This window comes from Lachnoclostridium edouardi (assembly GCF_900240245.1).
Classification (GTDB): Bacteria; Bacillota; Clostridia; order Lachnospirales; family Lachnospiraceae; genus Lachnoclostridium_A; species Lachnoclostridium_A edouardi.
In genome coordinates this window covers 1,977,762-1,993,829 of the sequence record NZ_OESQ01000001.1, presented here as the reverse complement: position 1 = coordinate 1,993,829, position 16,068 = coordinate 1,977,762, and the positions used below count along the sequence as shown (strand labels likewise).

Genomic DNA, 16,068 nt, shown 5'->3' with positions numbered 1-16,068 from the left:
TTTTAGGCCTTTCCGTCCAGGCGATTTACAAATTTTTCAATACGCCCCAGAGCTTCCTTCAGGTTTTTCAATGAATATGCGTAGGAAACACGGATAAATCCTTCTCCGCTGGCTCCAAAGGCAGTTCCCGGCACTACGGCTACCTTTTCCTGCTTTAACAGTTCCATGCAGAACTCGTCAGAGCTCATGCCAAACCGTTTAATACTTGGAAATACATAAAAAGCTCCGAAGGGCTCAAAGCAGTCCAATCCCATTTCCCGGAAGGCATTTACCAAAAATCTGCGGCGCTGGTTATAAGACTCCCGCATATTTTTTACATCCTCATCCCCATTTTTCAAAGCGGAAACAGCTGCATACTGGCTGGTAGTAGGGGCGCACATAATAGCAAACTGATGGATTTTCAGCATCTGTTTTAATATTACTTCCGGCGCAGCCGCATATCCCAGTCTCCATCCAGTCATGGCATATGACTTGGAAAATCCGTTAATCAGCACTGTTCTCTCCTGCATTCCAGGGAAGGAGGCAATAGAGACATGGTTTCCCTTGTATGTTAATTCGCAGTAAATCTCATCTGAAATTACAAATAAATCTTTCTCAACTACAATCTCAGCGATTTTTTCCAGCTCCTCCTTTTCCATAATAGCGCCTGTTGGGTTATTAGGAAACGGGATTACCAGCACCTTAGTTTTAGGCGTGATTTTTTCCAGCAGCTTTTCCAGGGTCAGCTTAAACTGGTCTTTTTCCTCCAGTTCAATAATCACCGGCGTGCCTCCTGCCAAAATAGTGCAGGGCACGTAGGAAACATAGCTGGGCTGAGGAATTAAAACCTCGTCTGCAGGGTCCAGCATTGCTCTTAAAGCAATATCTATGGCCTCGCTGCCTCCTACAGTTACCATTACTTCTGTGTCAGGATTATATGTAAGGCTGCATTTTCTTTTTAGATAATTGCAGATCTCCACCTTTAAATCTCTCAAACCTGCATTGGAAGTATAAAAGGTACGTCCCTTTTCCAGGGAATAAATTCCCTCTTCTCTAATATGCCATGGAGTGTCAAAGTCCGGTTCTCCTACGCCCAGGGAAATGGCGTCCTTCATCTCGCTGACTATATCGAAAAACTTCCTGATTCCTGACGGCGGAATCTGTACTATAGTTTCTGACAATGGATTTCTCATGGGGTAATCAACATCCTTTCATCCTGCTCTTCTTCTGCAATAATTGTGCCGTGGTCTTTATATTTTTTCAAAATAAAATGAGTGGCTGTGCTTAACACAGACTCCATTGGAGACAGTTTGTCTGATACAAACTGAGCTACCTGGCGCATAGTTCTGCCTTCAATAATCACAGTAAAGTCAAAGGCACCGGACATAAGGTAAACGGCAGTCACCTCGTTGTACTGGTAAATCCGCTCTGCAACCTTGTCAAATCCCATGCCTCTTTGAGGAGTTACCTTTACTTCTATTAAAGCTGTCACTCTCTCGTCTCCTGTTTTATCCCAGTCAATTAAAGTATGATATCCGCAGATAATTCTCTCTTTCTCCATTTCAGCGATTTCATTGACAACCGCCACTTCGCTTTCCCCCAGCAAAACCGCCAGGTCCTTTACATCAATTCTGCTGTTCTTCTCCATTACCGCCAAAATCTTCTCTCTCATAGATCTTCTTCTGCCTCCTCTTTACCTTTTCTATTTCATCTCCAGACGGCCGTTCCAGGTACGCTGTTCCCTCAGCTGTCTGAATTTCAATTTTCACTCCTGAAAGCACACTTCCGATTACAGCTGCGCAAATTCCCTCTTTTTCCAGCTCCTTTACCAGCCTGCCTCCGTTGTCAGTTACAAGAATCACACAATTTTCGCTGTACAGTCTATATGGATTTAAATTGTAATACTCGCATATTTCTATGGTTTCTTGTGTAACAGGAATCTGTCGCAGAGTAAAATTTCCTCCTACGCCGTAGGCGCAGAGCAAATTCCAGAGGGCGGCTAAAATTCCGCCCTCTCCTGCCATCTCCCGCTCAGTCGCGCCCAATGGCCTCCACTGCTCCAGATTCCTGTCTGCTGGTACTTCTTTGTAATTGTAAATGCTCTCTACATACAGCCGGCTGAAATGTTCAGTCAGCTCTTCTTCTCTGGCTTTTGCAATCAAAGCTGCTCCCGCTCTTCCGGCAAAGCCGGCTGCCACCAGTTCCTGCCCTGGTTTTACTGTTCCCTCACAGGCTCTGTCTATTTTTCTTCTCATCAGGCCGGTTCGCCTCCGTTATCAGCAGGAGTCTCCGGCTGAGGTGCCGGGACTTCTGCAGACGGCTGAGGCGCCCCTGTTTCCGGCTGAGGCGCTGGAGCCGCCGCCTCTGGGGCTTCTGAACCTGGTCCGGCCGCCGGGGCCTCCGCAGACTGCTGAGGCGCAGAAACTCCTGGTCCTCCGTCCACGCCCTCTACCGGAGCCGCTACTTGCGGCTCTGTCTCTGCCGGCGGCGTCTCCACCGGTGCAGGCGCCTCTGTTGGCGGAGCTGCCGCTGGCCCTACTGCGTAAATAGCTTTTGAAGCATTATAGGTGTCTGTGTGAAGCACAGTCCTCTCTGTTTCTTTTCCGTCTACCGTAACTACCTTCCACAATCTAGATCTTAATCCTGTGTGGGAGGACTGAAGTCTTTTCCTGGCTCCCGGAGCCATAGAATTATCCACCTTCTCAATAGGAGCTCCCGGGTCTACATAGCCTAAAGTCTCTGAAATATATTCCACCTTTCTGTTTGCCGGTCTTGTCTCTTTTCCGTAACAGGTAAAGGTCAGTTTTTTTCCTGATGTGTAAGCCTCAATATAAATAGGCGTATCATAATTATTAGTAATCTTAATATCCTTATATGTGCCGGCAATGGCTGCATCCATAGACGGCTTTACATAAGCTACGGTCATAGAATGGTTCTGTCTCTGCGTAATCTCCAGCTCTGCATAAAGGGCCATATCGTACATGGTTGTGGCGATCTGGCACACGCCTCCTCCAATGCTGTCTACTACCTGGCCGTTTTCATATGCCGCAGCTGTGGCATATCCGTTTGCCGTAGTAAATGGCTGCATACACTCATAGCCTGACAATGTTTCTCCAGGCAAAAGTACGCGGCCGTTTATTTTAGCTGAACCTACCTGGAGATTCTTAGAACGGGAAGCGCCGCTGCTGCTGAAATCTGTAGTGCAGGTTCCCAGCACGTCCTGAATTGTCTCCAACATTTCTGTAGTAATCTTAGGATCGCTTTCAGTAACTACTGCCGCAACCTGAACCGGCTGGTCCAATCCCTCTGCCATAGCCTGATCCAAAGCATTTTTCGTAGCCTCTATATCTACAACTACTCCTTTTGCAGAAGGAGTAATCTGAAACTGACCGTCCACACGTGTAATGGTGGCGTCCTGAGCCGCTCCCGCAAGGCCGGAACAATTTTCATTTACAAAGGTCTCCACAGCCCCGCTGTCCACAGCCGTCTCAATCTTTACTTCCGCCCCTTCCTTTTCCAGGTCCCTGGCAGCCATATAACGCTTCAGCAGGTTGCCCTCTGTCAGCTTTCCCACAGCCTCGCCTACTGCATCCTCATTGCTCCAATGAAAACCTAAATCCTTAGCTGTAGTTTCTACAGACTGGTCTCCAATTTCCAGGGTAATCTTTTGATTCTCCATACTGCTTACATACTCTCTGATTTTCTGGTCAGCCTCTTCCCTTGTTAAACCGCCCAGATCCTGTCCCCCTGCAGTAAGTCCTGCGGGAAGCTCAGCCGCCCCTGTATATAAAGGCGCAGCTGTTAATACCCCTACAGCCAGGCACGCTGCAAAAACGCCTCCGGCCCACACTTTCTTTTTCATAATCCACTCCTCAAACTTCTAAAAGATTACCTTGTTATATGTTTCATATTACATACTTTATATACTGTATAAACTGCTGCAAAATACCCAATTTTTAAAACGGGAATACACTAAGGGCCATAGGAACTACCATTGCAGCCACCAGTACTATAATAATAATGGTAGAAAAAATCTTTCTTCCATTTTTATTCCCAAAATTCATCATATTTATCTCACCTCTTTTATAATACTCTTTCTATTGTATCCTCCCATACTGGGAAATAATCTGGTCTGTAAGCCTTGACGCCTCATTTTTCGACAAATCGTCAAGCTGCACAGATAGGTTTATTTTATGATATTTTATTAAATACTGCAAGACTTCTTTTTGCCTTTTTGAAGCCGGATGCTCCCTTTTTACCTTGTATTTCAGCTCTTTCGGAGAAAAGACCTCCGGATACTTCCCCCCATACTTCTGTTCCATAGCTTCATACAACCTGTAGGCTGCCAACGCATCCTCTAAAGCCCGATGGGATTTTTCTGTCTGCACCTGAAACCACTTGCAGGCTGCCTGCAGATTTTTCTTTTCATTTTCCGGAATAAATTTTCTGCATACAGCCAAGGTATCAATGCCCGTTCTTTCAAAGGAATATCCCTGATTTACAGCTGCTCTTTTCAGAAAACTATAATCAAAAATAATATGATGCCCTAACAGGGGATAGTCTTTGCAAAATTTAAGAAATTCAGGCAGCGCCTCCTGAATATCCGGCTTTCCCGCCACCATTTCATCAGTAATTCCTGTCAGCTCCACAATTCTTTGGGAAATCTGCCGTTTAGGATCAATTAAAGCAGAAAACCTGTCCTTTACCTTCCCGTTTTCCACCAAAACAGCTCCAATTTCTAAAATCCGTTCTGTTTTAGGATTCAAACCTGTTGTCTCCAGATCTACAGCTACTAATCTTCCCTCTATCATTACTTTATCCCTCTTGACGGACAATATTCCTTTAAAAAGCAATCTTCACATTTTGGGCTTCTGGCTGTGCAGATTGTGCGCCCTAAAGTAATAATGTGAATGTTCCAAAGTATCCAGTGACCTTTAGGAAGAACCTTCATTAATTCATATTCTATTTTTTCCGGCTCCTGTGATTTTGCCAGACCCAGCTTTCTGGAAATTCGTTTTACATGTGTATCCACCACAATACTTGGTTCATTGTAAATATTGCCTCTGATTACATTTGCAGTTTTTCTTCCTACTCCGGCCAGGGATGTAAGCTCCTCTAATGTTTCAGGCACCTGGCCGTCAAAACGTTCTACTAAAGCTTTACAGCAGGCAATAATATTTTTTGCTTTCATATGGTAAAAGCCTATGGAATGAATATCCTGCTCCAGCTCCTCCAGTTTAGCATCTGCAAATTTTTCCAGAGTATTATATTTTTTAAATAAATCTGCAGTAACAATATTCACTCTGGCATCTGTGCACTGAGCGCTCATAATGACTGCAATCAACAGCTGCCATGGTGTTTCATGGTTTAAGTAACATCTGTACTCTGTGCCGTATTCCTTATCTAATGCCTCCAGTATTTTCTTAATTCTCACATCACGCTCTGCCTTTGTCTCTCGTTTTGCCATCCTGCGTCCTTTCTGTTTTTCCTCTCAGGATTTTTGTCCTGGCATTGTATGTAAGAGGGTCCCGGTCATCATAATCAAAGTAAATGTAACTTCCGTTTTCCATTACCTCAATATGGGCAGGCCCTTTCTTTCCTTTTTCCCCGTAATACTTTTTAATATCTTCCTTATATGGTGTCTGATCTGATGCAAAGGAAGGACGGCTTTTGGCCTTTTCTCTTAAATATAAATCATACATCAGACAATCCCTAAATTCCTGCTCTCTTCCCTTTCCATAAATACAAACAAACTGGTACAAGATTTCAAATCTGGCCAGTCTGGAATGTTTTACGGAAAATAATCCTTTCTGGCTATAATAATCCGCCAGATACTCAAACATTTTAAAGGGCGATGGAAATAAGGTTTCCAGCAGCTTTATTGTTTTTGTAAACTGCCCGCTGTTATAATACACCTCCACCATTTCCTCTATATCTTTAAGGCGGATTACTTCTTCATAAGTCAGCCAGCTGGTGCTTAAAACCTCATAAGGAGGGCAGCTTCTATATTTCAGGCCGTACTGCTTCGCCATTTCTTTCATTTTAGAGCCTTTTAAGACCTTTAAAAATCCCAGCTGAAGCTGTTCCGGCTCCATATAATACACTTGATCAAAGGATTTTTGAAAGCTTTCATAATCTTCAAAAGGCAGACCTGCAATTAAATCTAAATGCTGATGGACATTTTTCCCCTGATTTACAGCCTCCACAGCTGCTTTCAGCTTATTCAGATCTGTTTTTCTGCAAATTGCCTGAATAGTGTCTAAGTTAGTTGTCTGAACGCCGATCTCTAACTGTACCAAGCCCGGCCGCATTTTTCTTAAAATCTCTATTTCTTCCTGATCCAGCAAGTCTGCTGCAATTTCAAAATGAAAATTTGTTATTCCATTATCATGGTTTAAAATATAATTCCAAATTTCTATTGTTCTGTCTTTTCTGCAGTTAAAGGTTCTGTCTACAAACTTTACCTGAGGCGCCTGCTTTTCCAGAAAGAAATCTATTTCCTTTTTTACCAGCTCCAGGCTGCGGAATCTAACCGACTTATCAATGGAGGACAGACAGTAGCTGCAGGAAAATGGACAGCCTCTGCTGCTTTCATAGTAAATAATTCTATTTTCCAAGTCCTTTAAATCACTGTAGGAAAAAGGCAGTTCATCCATAGAAAGCAGCTGGCCTGGGTGATTTTCTATAATGTTTCCCTCCGGGCCGCGATAAACCAGACCTGGTATTTGAGAAAAAGAATCTTTTTCCTTTAAAGCTCCCTTTCCCCTTTCCTCCAGCTGTTTGTAAGCCTTTAAAAGAAGGGAAAAGGTATGCTCCCCTTCCCCGCACATAATTCCTGTAATATTTTTTTCCTCTTTCAGCAGCTGTCCGGCACAGTAGGACACCTCCGGTCCTCCCAGCCAAATGTCTATTTGGGGAAGCACCTTTTTTAAGTCCCTGATCAGTTCCTTTACATATGTGATATTCCAAATATAACAGGAAAACCCTACTGCATCCGGCTGCTTTACATAAATATCTCTTAAAATCTGATCCATTTGATGATTAATGGTATATTCCCCGATTTCTATACAAAGCTCTGGAACATGTTTTTTTCCGTATGCCTTCAAACTGTAAATCCCCAGATTAGAGTGAATATATTTTGCATTAATAGCTGCTAAAAGAAATTTCATAATTACACTTCCAGTTCTATTTTCCGTCCTGTGGACTGATATTGATAATATCTTACGCCTGCTGCGTTTAACATTCTTTTGGAGGCCCGCACAGAAGGCGTCTGCGCATATTTATCCTCCCTGTAAATTAAAGTTTTAATTCCTGCCTGGATAATGGCTTTCGCACATTCATTACAAGGGAATAAAGTCACATACAGCTTGCTGCCCTCCAGACTTCCTCCCCTATAATTTAAAATGGCGTTCAACTCGCTGTGAGTAGTATAAAGGTATTTTGCATGGAAGGGATCGTCCTGCTCATGTTCCTTACCCCAGGGAAATTCGTCGTCTGAACAGCCTTTAGGAAATCCGTTGTAGCCAATAGACAAAATTTTATTGTCCGGGCTGACAATACAGCTTCCCACCTGTGTGCTGGGATCTTTTGACCTTCTTCCCGCCAGCATAGCTACTCCCATAAAATACTCATCCCATGTAATATAATCTTCTCTCTTCTCCGACATGGTTTTACTCTTCTCCTTTTTCTTATGTTCTCCAAAGCCTTTTCAGGTTTAAAGCTCTTAACATTGTCTACACCTTTAATATTTTATATCCTGCCGCTTTAGATAAACGGTTCATTATTGCCTGTCCTAAGCTGTCCTCAGAAAAGCTTTCCGAAAAAATGCAATCTACATTTAAATCATCAAACTCTCTTAAAACCCCATATAAATTGTGAGCCAAAGTCTCCTCCTTAGACCTTAACCCCATACTGCGTATCAGCCCGTGATTATATTGGTTTCTTGTTTCATCTGTACAAATAATACCTGTACTTTTTCCCTGAGCTAAGGCTTCCTCCCCCATGATTTTCACATGATTAGCCAGGCAAAACTCTTCTGGGGTTAAATCTTTACTGCAGCCTGCCTCTTTCATAGCCTTCACTGTTTCCTTATAAAGCCTGCTGTCTAAATTGTGCAGCTGAAGTCTTGTTTCATCTGACAGCTCTACCAGGGTTAAATCTGCCTTTGGCGCGTAATGGCGGTACTTCATGCCTGGCGCCTTTGGCCTTAATCCATCTTTTAAAGGTCCTAAAATAGCAGGGTCAATTTTAACCTCCCCCAAAAGCTCCTTTAACATTTCCAACGTCACAGCTCCCGGTCTTAACAGTACGGGAATCTCCTCTGTTACATCTACAATAGTGGACTCTACGCCGATGCCAACCGGTCCCCCGTCTACAATCATGTCTATTTTTCCATTCATATCTTCCCACACATGGTCTGCAGTAGTAGGGCTTGGCCGGCCTGATGTGTTAGCGCTGGGAGCCGCCACAGGCACTCCGGAAAGAGCAATTAGCTTTCTGGCTGTTGGGTCGCTTGGCATCCGCACCGCTACTGTATCCAAACCTCCTGTAGTGCCGTAGGGAACTTTAGAGCTTTTAGGAAAAATCAAGGTCAACGGCCCTGGCCAGTACGCTTCCATCAAAATTTTTCCGGCCTTTGGAATCTCCCTTACCAGCTGATCCAGCTCTGAAAAGTCTGAAATGTGAGCAATAAGAGGATTGTCTGACGGTCGCCCCTTAGCCGCATAAATTTTTCTGGCAGCTTCCTCATTCAGGGCGTTAGCTCCCAGGCCATATACGGTTTCTGTGGGGAAAGCCACAAGGCCGCCTGATCTGAGAATCCAGGCCGCCTCCTTTAATTGACTGTCATCTGCATGTTCTCTGTCTTCTATTACAATTCTTTTTGTCTCCATGATTATCATTTCCTTAATATTAAATCTTAACCTGTATCATAGCATAACCGCCTCGTCCATGCAAGAATTCAGCCCTTACAACTTTTGTAATTCTCTTGCATTCTCTGTAATATTCTGCTAATATACGGTATTATAAAAATCCAAGCATGGCTAAAGGCTCTGAACAGGCAGCTGAGGCATACTTAAAACAGGAGGCAAGCATATGTCACTTATTTTCCCCAAAAATTATGATCCTAAGTTAGACGTTCGTCAGACCCAGGAGGCTATCAAGTATATCCGTGATACCTTTCAAAAAGAGTTTGGCAAGGAAATGAACCTGGAACGTATTTCCGCCCCTTTATTTGTACGGAAAAGCAGCGGTTTAAATGATGATCTAAACGGCGTGGAACGGCCTGTTTCCTTTGACGTAGCCGGTATTCCAGGAGAAACAGCAGAGGTTGTTCATTCTCTTGCAAAGTGGAAACGTATGGCTCTTTATGAATACGGTTTTCAGCCGGGAGAGGGCCTATATACGAATATGAACGCAATCCGCAGAGACGAGACCTTAGATAATCTTCACTCCTGCTATGTGGACCAGTGGGACTGGGAGAAGGTTATTACAAAGGAAGAGCGCACCATTGATACCTTAAAGGCCACTGTCCGCACAATCTTTAAAATTATTAAGCATATGCAGCACGAGGTTTGGTATAAATATCCGGAGGCTGTAAAGCATCTTCCTAAGGATATTACTTTCATCACCACCCAGGAGTTAGTAGACCGCTATCCTGATAAAACGCCAAAAGAGCGGGAAAACTTAATCACAAAAGAACACGGCTGCGTTTTCCTTATGAAAATCGGAGATAAACTAAGCAACGGAGAGCCTCACGACGGACGTGCGCCAGACTATGACGATTGGAGCTTAAACGGAGATATTTTATTCTGGTTTGAACACTTAAACTGCGCTTTAGAAATCTCCAGTATGGGAATCCGCGTAGATGAAAATTCACTTCACCAGCAGTTAGAAAAAGCCGGCTGTACAGAACGTGAAAAATTCCCATATCATCAGATGATCTTAAATAAAGAGCTTCCATATACGATCGGAGGCGGTATTGGACAGTCACGTCTGTGTATGCTGCTTTTAGACCGGGCTCATATCGGAGAAGTTCAAGCCAGCTTATGGCCTGACGGCATGAGAAAAGAATGTAAAGAGAACAATATAATACTTCTTTAGGCGTTGTTCCCAGAATCCCTATAGTATGAAAATATAGCTCTCTAAGACGAATAGTACTGTAAAATAATCAGAAGTGATAACTGGTTGTTTTACAGTACTTTTTTGTTATTATGAGCACTTACGTGCGATACATGAAAAATAGTTTGCGAGGTCTTTCACGAGCATTACTATTTTTTATTTCACTCGTCCCTCGTTCCATAAAAAACTACGGGAAACCCGAACTCCGCTATCGCTTCGTTTGGGTAGCAAATAGTTTCGCACGCCGTGCTCAACTATTTTTTATTTTATATATTAAAATATTCGTGCAATATATTGTTTTTTTCGTGCATTTAACATATAATATAATTATCACAGAAAAGGAGATGATTATATGGCTGGAACCACAACAAACATCAGCATCCGCATGGATTCAGATTTAAAAATACAGGCCGACAAACTATTTTCTGAACTTGGCATGAACCTTTCAACTGCATTTAACATTTTTGTTCGTCAATCCCTTAGAGAAGGCAGAATTCCCTTTGATATTTCTTTAAATCAACCTACCAAAGAAACTATTGCCACCATGCTGGAGGCAGAAAGGATTGCGAAAGATCCTTCTACAAAGGGTTATACAAATTTAGATGAGTTGTTCGCAGATTTAGAAAAATGAAAAAAGCCAAATATTCTGTTAAAATAACCACTCAATTTAAAAAAGATTATAAGCTGGCGATAAAACGAGGATTAAAGATTAATCTACTTCAAGATGTTATTACGGCTCTTGCCATGGGTGAGGTACTTTCAGATAAGTATAAAGACCATGCTCTCACAGGAAACTGGATCGGCCATCGAGAATGCCATATTCTTCCAAACTGGCTTCTAATTTACTATATTGAAGAAAATGTATTAGTATTAACCTTGACTCGTACAGGAACACACAGTGATTTATTTAGTAAATAAATCTCATAAAAACAAGGTCTGGAACAAATCTTCTAAGCGTTTGCTCCAGACCCATTTTATAAAATTATTTTTTCTTCCCGGCTTTTACAGACTTCCACACAGAGGAAGCGATCACAACAAATCCAATTAAAATAAATATACAGGCCACTGGTCTTGTAAAGAAAATATCTATAGAACCGCCGCTTAATTTTAAGGCTCTTCTGGTCTCCCCCTCAAACATAGATCCTAACACCAGCCCAAGTACTATAGGAGCTGTTGGGAAGCCTCCTTTTATCAGCAGATATCCTGCAAATCCAATTCCCAGAGTAAGAACTACATCAAAATAATTACTTCTTAAAGCGTAGGAGCCTACTAAGGATAAAATAACTAAGGCAGCGTCTAAATAATTTACTGGTATATTCAGAACTCTTACAAACAGCTTAATGCCTACGCACTGAATGACAACCATCATAATTGTGGCGATCAGCACAGTTGTAAATATTTCTGTCATAACATCCCCGTAATCTGTAAATAAAGACGGCCCAGGCCGCATTCCATGTATGACTAAACCTCCCATAAGCACAGCAGTTACACTGTCTCCCGGGATGCCTAAGGTGAGCATGGGAATCAAAGCGCCGCCGCACACGCCGTTATTTGCCGCTTCTGAAGCAATTACTCCCTGATAATTTCCTTTTCCAAAGGACTCTGGCTCTTTTGATACTCTTTTTGTCTGGTCGTATGCAATAAACGCGGCTATATTACCTCCTGTTGCCGGTATAATTCCGATTAAAGTTCCAATGACGCTGGAGCGGATAATATTCCATTTCTCCTTCCAGATCTTTCCCATGGACGGTATAAAGTTCCTCATTCTCAGCTCCTTTGTATCCACACGGGGATTTCCCTCCCCTGTGCAGCTTAGAAGAATCTGAGGAATAGAGTACAGTCCGATCATAGCCGGAATACTGTTAATTCCAGACATTAAGTTAATATTTCCATATGTAAATCTTAAATCTCCCCATATTGGATCTGTGCCTACAAAGGAAAGAGAGATTCCAAGAAGGCCGGCAATCAGTCCCTTTAATATAGATTTTCCGGATACTGCCGCAATAATAGTCAGGCCGAAAAATGCCAAAGCCGCGTATTCCGGTGAGCCGAAGCTGGTACACAGCCTGGCCAGCTTTGGAGCAAAAAATGTAAGAGCCAGCCAGCTGATAATACTTCCAAAGCCAGAGGCAAACGCCGCCCATCCTAAGGCCTCCGCCCCTTTTCCCTGTTTTGCCATAGGGTATCCGTCTAAACATGTCACTACTGCTGAAGGGGTGCCAGGGATATTTAAAAGTGTGGCCGATACGGCTCCCCCTGCCATTCCTCCAATATAAACTCCCATCATAATTCCTATGGCGCTGACCGGCTCCATGGTAAATGTAAGGGGCAGTATTAGCGCTACTCCCATTGTAGCTGAAAGTCCAGGCAGGGATCCAATTACCAGTCCTAAAAACGTTCCGCCTGTAATCAACAAAAATAGCCCCGGATTTAATATAGTTCCCCCTGCAATTGTCAGAGTATGTGTAAAACCCTCCATCATCTTCCTCCTATCCTGCTATCATTTCCAGAATCGGCTCTGGAAACTCTACGTGAAAAATTCCTCCAAACATGATATAAAGAAGAACTGTATACCCTGCTGCCAGCAATATAGTTTTTCCCGGCTGAAACTGCTTTTTAAGCACCTTAGATTCCCAGATAAAAAATGCAGCGCTGCTCAGACCAAAGCCTAAGAAATTCCACAGAATTGTATAAACTAAAATTCCTATAGCAGACAGCGTCACCCGTTTGTCAACTTTTACCTGTCCCTTCTCCTTCTCCGCCTCAGCTTCTTTTTCCCCACGTTTTGAAAATAGTCCTCCTGATATCAGCCGGATTCCGCTAAATCCTATAATAGCCAGAAAAACATATTTAGGCATATCCATAGAAGCCATTTCATTTTCCCCTGAAAAATTAGTGCCTTGTGTAAAAGCTGTCCAATAAAGGAACAAGGCCGCCCCAATTATCATTATTAATACTACTGTCTCATAAAATTTCTCTTCACGATTCATAACGAAAGCCTCCAGACCCTAAACCTATACTAATTAACAGCAAACAGCTCTTTTCCAGCATTATCTAAAGCTTTATAAATGTCTCCCACATAAGTATCCAGCTCTTTTCCTGTTAATGGCTGTAAAATCATTCCGCTTTCCCCTGCAAAGCTTTTAAACTCTTCAGATTCAACCGCCTCTTTAAACATAGACGCCAGCTTCTCCTTTACCTGCTCATCTACTCCCTCCGGCGCCATGATATAGGATGCCTGCTTTATTTCTCCCAGTGTAAACACATCATATCCTAATGATTCAAAGGTAGGCACATCCGGCATAGTCGTAATCCCGTCTTTATTAAAAACTCCTATTACCTTCAGTTCACCTGCATTGACCTGAGAAATTACCTCGCTGGGCTTTAGTACCCCTGAATCTACATGATCTCCCAGAATCTCTGTAATAACTCTGGAACCGCCGTCAAAAGGCATAAATAAAAAGTCTGCTTCAGCCGCTTGTCCCAAAAGCATGGCATAGGCCTGATTTACGTTATTAGAACCAGGAACCCCGATAGAAACTTGTCCTGTTTTGGCCTGAGCCAGAAAATCCTCAGCCTTTTCAAACTTGCCTCCGGCCTTTACTGCTAATACAATCGGTTCTTCAGATACAGAGCAAATATTCGTAATCTTTTCAACGTCAGCCTCTGCCCTGCCCTGAGTTACAAGAGCTAAAAAAGAGCTGGAAGCCAATCCTACTGTATAACCGTCATTTTTTGCAGTAAGGACTTCATTGATACCTACGGCGCTTCCGCCGCCCTCTGTATTCTTCACTACCAGGTCCACATTAAATTTTTCCTTAAATACTGGCTGTAAAGCCCTTGCCATTAAATCATTTGTGCCTCCCGGGCTCCATGGAACTACAACTGTAATCTCCTTCTGCGGAAACTCTTTTGTCTTTTTTTCACATCCTGTTGCCATAGATAATACAAGTGCCATTCCAACTGCAAGCGCCAGTAATTGTTTCTTCATAGTGCATCCTCCTGCCCAATTCTTATTTAATCGCCGCTTTAATATTGGAAATATGCTCCTCCATAGCCTGTACTGCCCCCTCCAAATTTCTGTCCTTCAATGCCTGAAAGATTTTTTTCATTTCCGCCAGGGTTCCCTCTCCCCTGTCCCTCCAGGTCATATTGGCTCTTTGCAGTCTTTGGATTTCCGGGCTGTAACGATCCATAATTTCTGGTATAATTTCATTTCCTGAAGCCTGATAAATTGTCTGATGAAGCAGAGAGTCTGTAAGATAAATATACTCTCTCTTTTCATCTGTATCTTCCGCCATTCCCTCAATGGTCTGGAATCTGACTTCCAGCTTGGCCAGCTGCTCTTCTGTCACAGCATGAACTGCTGCTTTTATGGCCTGAACCTCTAAGGAAAGCCTGACATCACAAATTTGTCTTGTCCGTTCTGCCGATATTTCCATGACAAATGTTCCGTATTGAGGTCGAATAATTACATAACCGCCCTTTTCCAGCTTGGCCAGCGCGTTTTTTATAGGAGCTCTGCTTACGCCAAGGCTTTCTGCCAGCTTATTTTCTGAAATTTTTTCACCAGGAGCATATTTCAACTGAACAATACCTTCTAATATTTTTTCATAAACAAAATCACTAATATTTTTATTCTTAAACATGGCCTTCTCTCTCCTAAAGTATTTTAGGATCATTATACCACTAATCTATTGTTTTCTCTTCCCTTAATTCCTCCTCAATTCTCAGAAGCCTGTTATATTTTGCATTTCTTTCAGCTCTTACAGGAGATCCTAATTTAATCTGCCCTGCCCCTACTGCCACTGCCAAATCTGCAATAAAATCATCTGTAGTCTCCCCTGACCTAAGAGAAACAATGACGTCATAATGATGTTTGCGGGCTATATGGGCGGCTTTCACAGCTTCCGTCACTGTGCCGATCTGATTCATTTTTAACAGCAGCCCGTTGCCGGCCCTAAGGGCAATTCCCTGAGACAGTCTTTTGGGATTTGTAGCAAATAGATCATCTCCTACAATCTGTGCTTCTGGAATTCTTTTTCCCAGCCAAGCAAAGCTTTGAAAATCATCCTGGTGGAATCCATCCTCAATAAAGGTTAAGGGATAATCCTTATAAAGCTTCTCATAGTAAAGGCTAAGCTCTTTGGCAGCCATCTGTTTCTTTCCGGAGCCTAAAGTATACATCTGTCTCTGGTTATCCCAAAGCTCGCTGGCAGCCACGTCCAGCCCAAGAGTAACCTTATCTTCAATGTTTAAGTCCTTAGCAGTTTCCAGTATCCAGAAAAATGCTTCCTCCGTACTTTTAAGAGGCGGGGCCAGGGCTCCTCCGTCCTCCGGGAACGCCCCGTACTTTTCTCTTAGTTTTTTCTCCAGCCTGCCTCTTAAAGCTGCCAAAGCGTCCAACTCCTGACTGAAAGCAGAAAATCCGCGAAACACAGCCATATAATCCTCAAACTCCAGGCCTGAATCAGAGAATACTCCGCCGGCAATAACTGTTGCCACAATATGAGGCAAAAACAGCTTTTCTTCTTTATATCCCCCTTCCCTTTTTTCTGCTAAATACTTGTATAAAGGCAGTCCTTTGGCCATAGCTCCTGCCCTGGCCGCAGCCGCTGACACTGCCAGCACTGCGTTGGCTCCCAATCTGGACTTATCCTCAGTTCCGTCCAGCTTACATAAAGCCTGGTCGATTTTTGCCTGATCTGTAATATCTGTTCCGTGAAGATATGATGATATTTCCCCGCTTACATTGGCCGCAGCCTTCTTTGTTCCCTTTCCCTCATATCTAGGCTGGCCGTCATATAAGGCTTTGGCCTCATATATGCCGGTTGAAGTACCGCTGGGAACAGAGGCAAATGCGCGGATTCCATTCTTTGTAATAATTTCAGCCTCCACTGTAGGCTTTCCCCTGGCATTTAAAATTTCCCGTCCAATAATTTTTTCTATATAGTCCATTTTTCTCCCCCC

The 16,068-nt window shown here is 43.1% G+C and carries 17 protein-coding genes; 3 read left to right on the top strand and 14 right to left on the bottom strand.

Features of this window, described 5'->3' with window-relative positions; translation table 11 throughout:
• Positions 1 to 2 precede the first annotated feature (2 nt).
• The 9 genes from C1A07_RS09430 to C1A07_RS09390 form a co-directional block, all read right to left on the bottom strand.
• On the bottom strand, positions 3 to 1,172 hold the full coding sequence (locus C1A07_RS09430; protein WP_101876887.1) for an aminotransferase class I/II-fold pyridoxal phosphate-dependent enzyme: 1,170 nt from the start codon (positions 1,170 to 1,172) through the stop codon (positions 3 to 5).
• Positions 1,169 to 1,651, bottom strand: a complete 483-nt coding sequence (locus C1A07_RS09425) for an Lrp/AsnC family transcriptional regulator (protein ID WP_101876886.1) — start codon at positions 1,649 to 1,651, stop codon at positions 1,169 to 1,171. Before C1A07_RS09425 ends, C1A07_RS09430 begins: the two co-directional genes overlap by 4 nt.
• Positions 1,605 to 2,234: an AIR synthase gene (locus tag C1A07_RS09420; protein ID WP_145996049.1), complete on the bottom strand. Its 630-nt coding sequence runs from the start codon at positions 2,232 to 2,234 to the stop codon at positions 1,605 to 1,607. Before C1A07_RS09420 ends, C1A07_RS09425 begins: the two co-directional genes overlap by 47 nt.
• Entirely contained in the window at positions 2,234 to 3,841 is a 1,608-nt protein-coding gene (locus C1A07_RS09415; RefSeq protein ID WP_101876885.1) for a VanW family protein, read from the bottom strand. The genes C1A07_RS09420 and C1A07_RS09415 overlap by 1 nt, the downstream gene beginning before the upstream one ends.
• Before the next feature lie 235 nt (positions 3,842 to 4,076).
• On the bottom strand, positions 4,077 to 4,790 hold the full coding sequence (locus C1A07_RS09410; protein ID WP_101876884.1) for a 3'-5' exonuclease: 714 nt from the start codon (positions 4,788 to 4,790) through the stop codon (positions 4,077 to 4,079).
• Positions 4,790 to 5,446, bottom strand: a complete 657-nt coding sequence (gene nth / locus C1A07_RS09405; protein WP_101876883.1) for an endonuclease III — start codon at positions 5,444 to 5,446, stop codon at positions 4,790 to 4,792. The genes C1A07_RS09410 and nth overlap by 1 nt, the downstream gene beginning before the upstream one ends.
• Complete coding sequence (locus tag C1A07_RS09400; RefSeq protein ID WP_101876882.1) at positions 5,415 to 7,148, bottom strand: B12-binding domain-containing radical SAM protein; 1,734 nt, start codon at positions 7,146 to 7,148, stop codon at positions 5,415 to 5,417. Before C1A07_RS09400 ends, nth begins: the two co-directional genes overlap by 32 nt.
• A gap of 2 nt (positions 7,149 to 7,150) precedes the next feature.
• A complete protein-coding gene (locus tag C1A07_RS09395; protein ID WP_101876881.1) occupies positions 7,151 to 7,645 on the bottom strand; it encodes a deoxycytidylate deaminase in 495 nt (164 codons plus the stop codon).
• Between the two features lie 67 nt (positions 7,646 to 7,712).
• Positions 7,713 to 8,870, bottom strand: coding sequence for an L-threonylcarbamoyladenylate synthase (locus tag C1A07_RS09390; RefSeq protein WP_101876880.1), 1,158 nt, complete (start codon positions 8,868 to 8,870; stop codon positions 7,713 to 7,715).
• 202 nt (positions 8,871 to 9,072) lie between these two features.
• Between C1A07_RS09390 and asnA the strand changes: the two genes are divergently transcribed.
• From asnA to C1A07_RS09375, 3 genes are all read left to right on the top strand, one after another.
• Entirely contained in the window at positions 9,073 to 10,080 is a 1,008-nt protein-coding gene (asnA, locus tag C1A07_RS09385; RefSeq protein ID WP_101876879.1) for an aspartate--ammonia ligase, read from the top strand.
• Between the two features lie 370 nt (positions 10,081 to 10,450).
• Entirely contained in the window at positions 10,451 to 10,729 is a 279-nt protein-coding gene (locus tag C1A07_RS09380) for a type II toxin-antitoxin system RelB/DinJ family antitoxin (RefSeq protein ID WP_101876878.1), read from the top strand.
• Positions 10,726 to 11,016 (top strand): type II toxin-antitoxin system YafQ family toxin, encoded by a 291-nt coding sequence (locus C1A07_RS09375; RefSeq protein WP_101876877.1) that lies wholly within the window; start codon positions 10,726 to 10,728, stop codon positions 11,014 to 11,016. Before C1A07_RS09380 ends, C1A07_RS09375 begins: the two co-directional genes overlap by 4 nt.
• Positions 11,017 to 11,080: 64 nt before the next feature.
• Here the strand turns inward: C1A07_RS09375 and C1A07_RS09370 are convergent, their stop codons facing one another.
• The 5 genes from C1A07_RS09370 to eno are packed head-to-tail and all read right to left on the bottom strand — an operon-like array spanning position 11,081 to position 16,056.
• Positions 11,081 to 12,577: a tripartite tricarboxylate transporter permease gene (locus C1A07_RS09370; protein ID WP_180952223.1), complete on the bottom strand. Its 1,497-nt coding sequence runs from the start codon at positions 12,575 to 12,577 to the stop codon at positions 11,081 to 11,083.
• Between the two features lie 10 nt (positions 12,578 to 12,587).
• Positions 12,588 to 13,088, bottom strand: coding sequence for a tripartite tricarboxylate transporter TctB family protein (locus C1A07_RS09365; protein ID WP_101876875.1), 501 nt, complete (start codon positions 13,086 to 13,088; stop codon positions 12,588 to 12,590).
• 29 nt (positions 13,089 to 13,117) lie between these two features.
• The gene (locus C1A07_RS09360) at positions 13,118 to 14,089 is read right to left on the bottom strand and encodes a Bug family tripartite tricarboxylate transporter substrate binding protein (RefSeq protein WP_101876874.1); all 972 of its coding nucleotides are present in this window, start codon (positions 14,087 to 14,089) and stop codon (positions 13,118 to 13,120) included.
• Between the two features lie 22 nt (positions 14,090 to 14,111).
• Positions 14,112 to 14,747 carry a GntR family transcriptional regulator gene (locus tag C1A07_RS09355; RefSeq protein ID WP_180952222.1) on the bottom strand — a complete coding sequence of 212 codons (636 nt, stop codon included), beginning with the start codon at positions 14,745 to 14,747 and terminating at the stop codon, positions 14,112 to 14,114.
• Between the two features lie 40 nt (positions 14,748 to 14,787).
• Positions 14,788 to 16,056: a phosphopyruvate hydratase gene (gene eno / locus C1A07_RS09350; protein WP_101876872.1), complete on the bottom strand. Its 1,269-nt coding sequence runs from the start codon at positions 16,054 to 16,056 to the stop codon at positions 14,788 to 14,790.
• Positions 16,057 to 16,068: the final 12 nt, after the last annotated feature.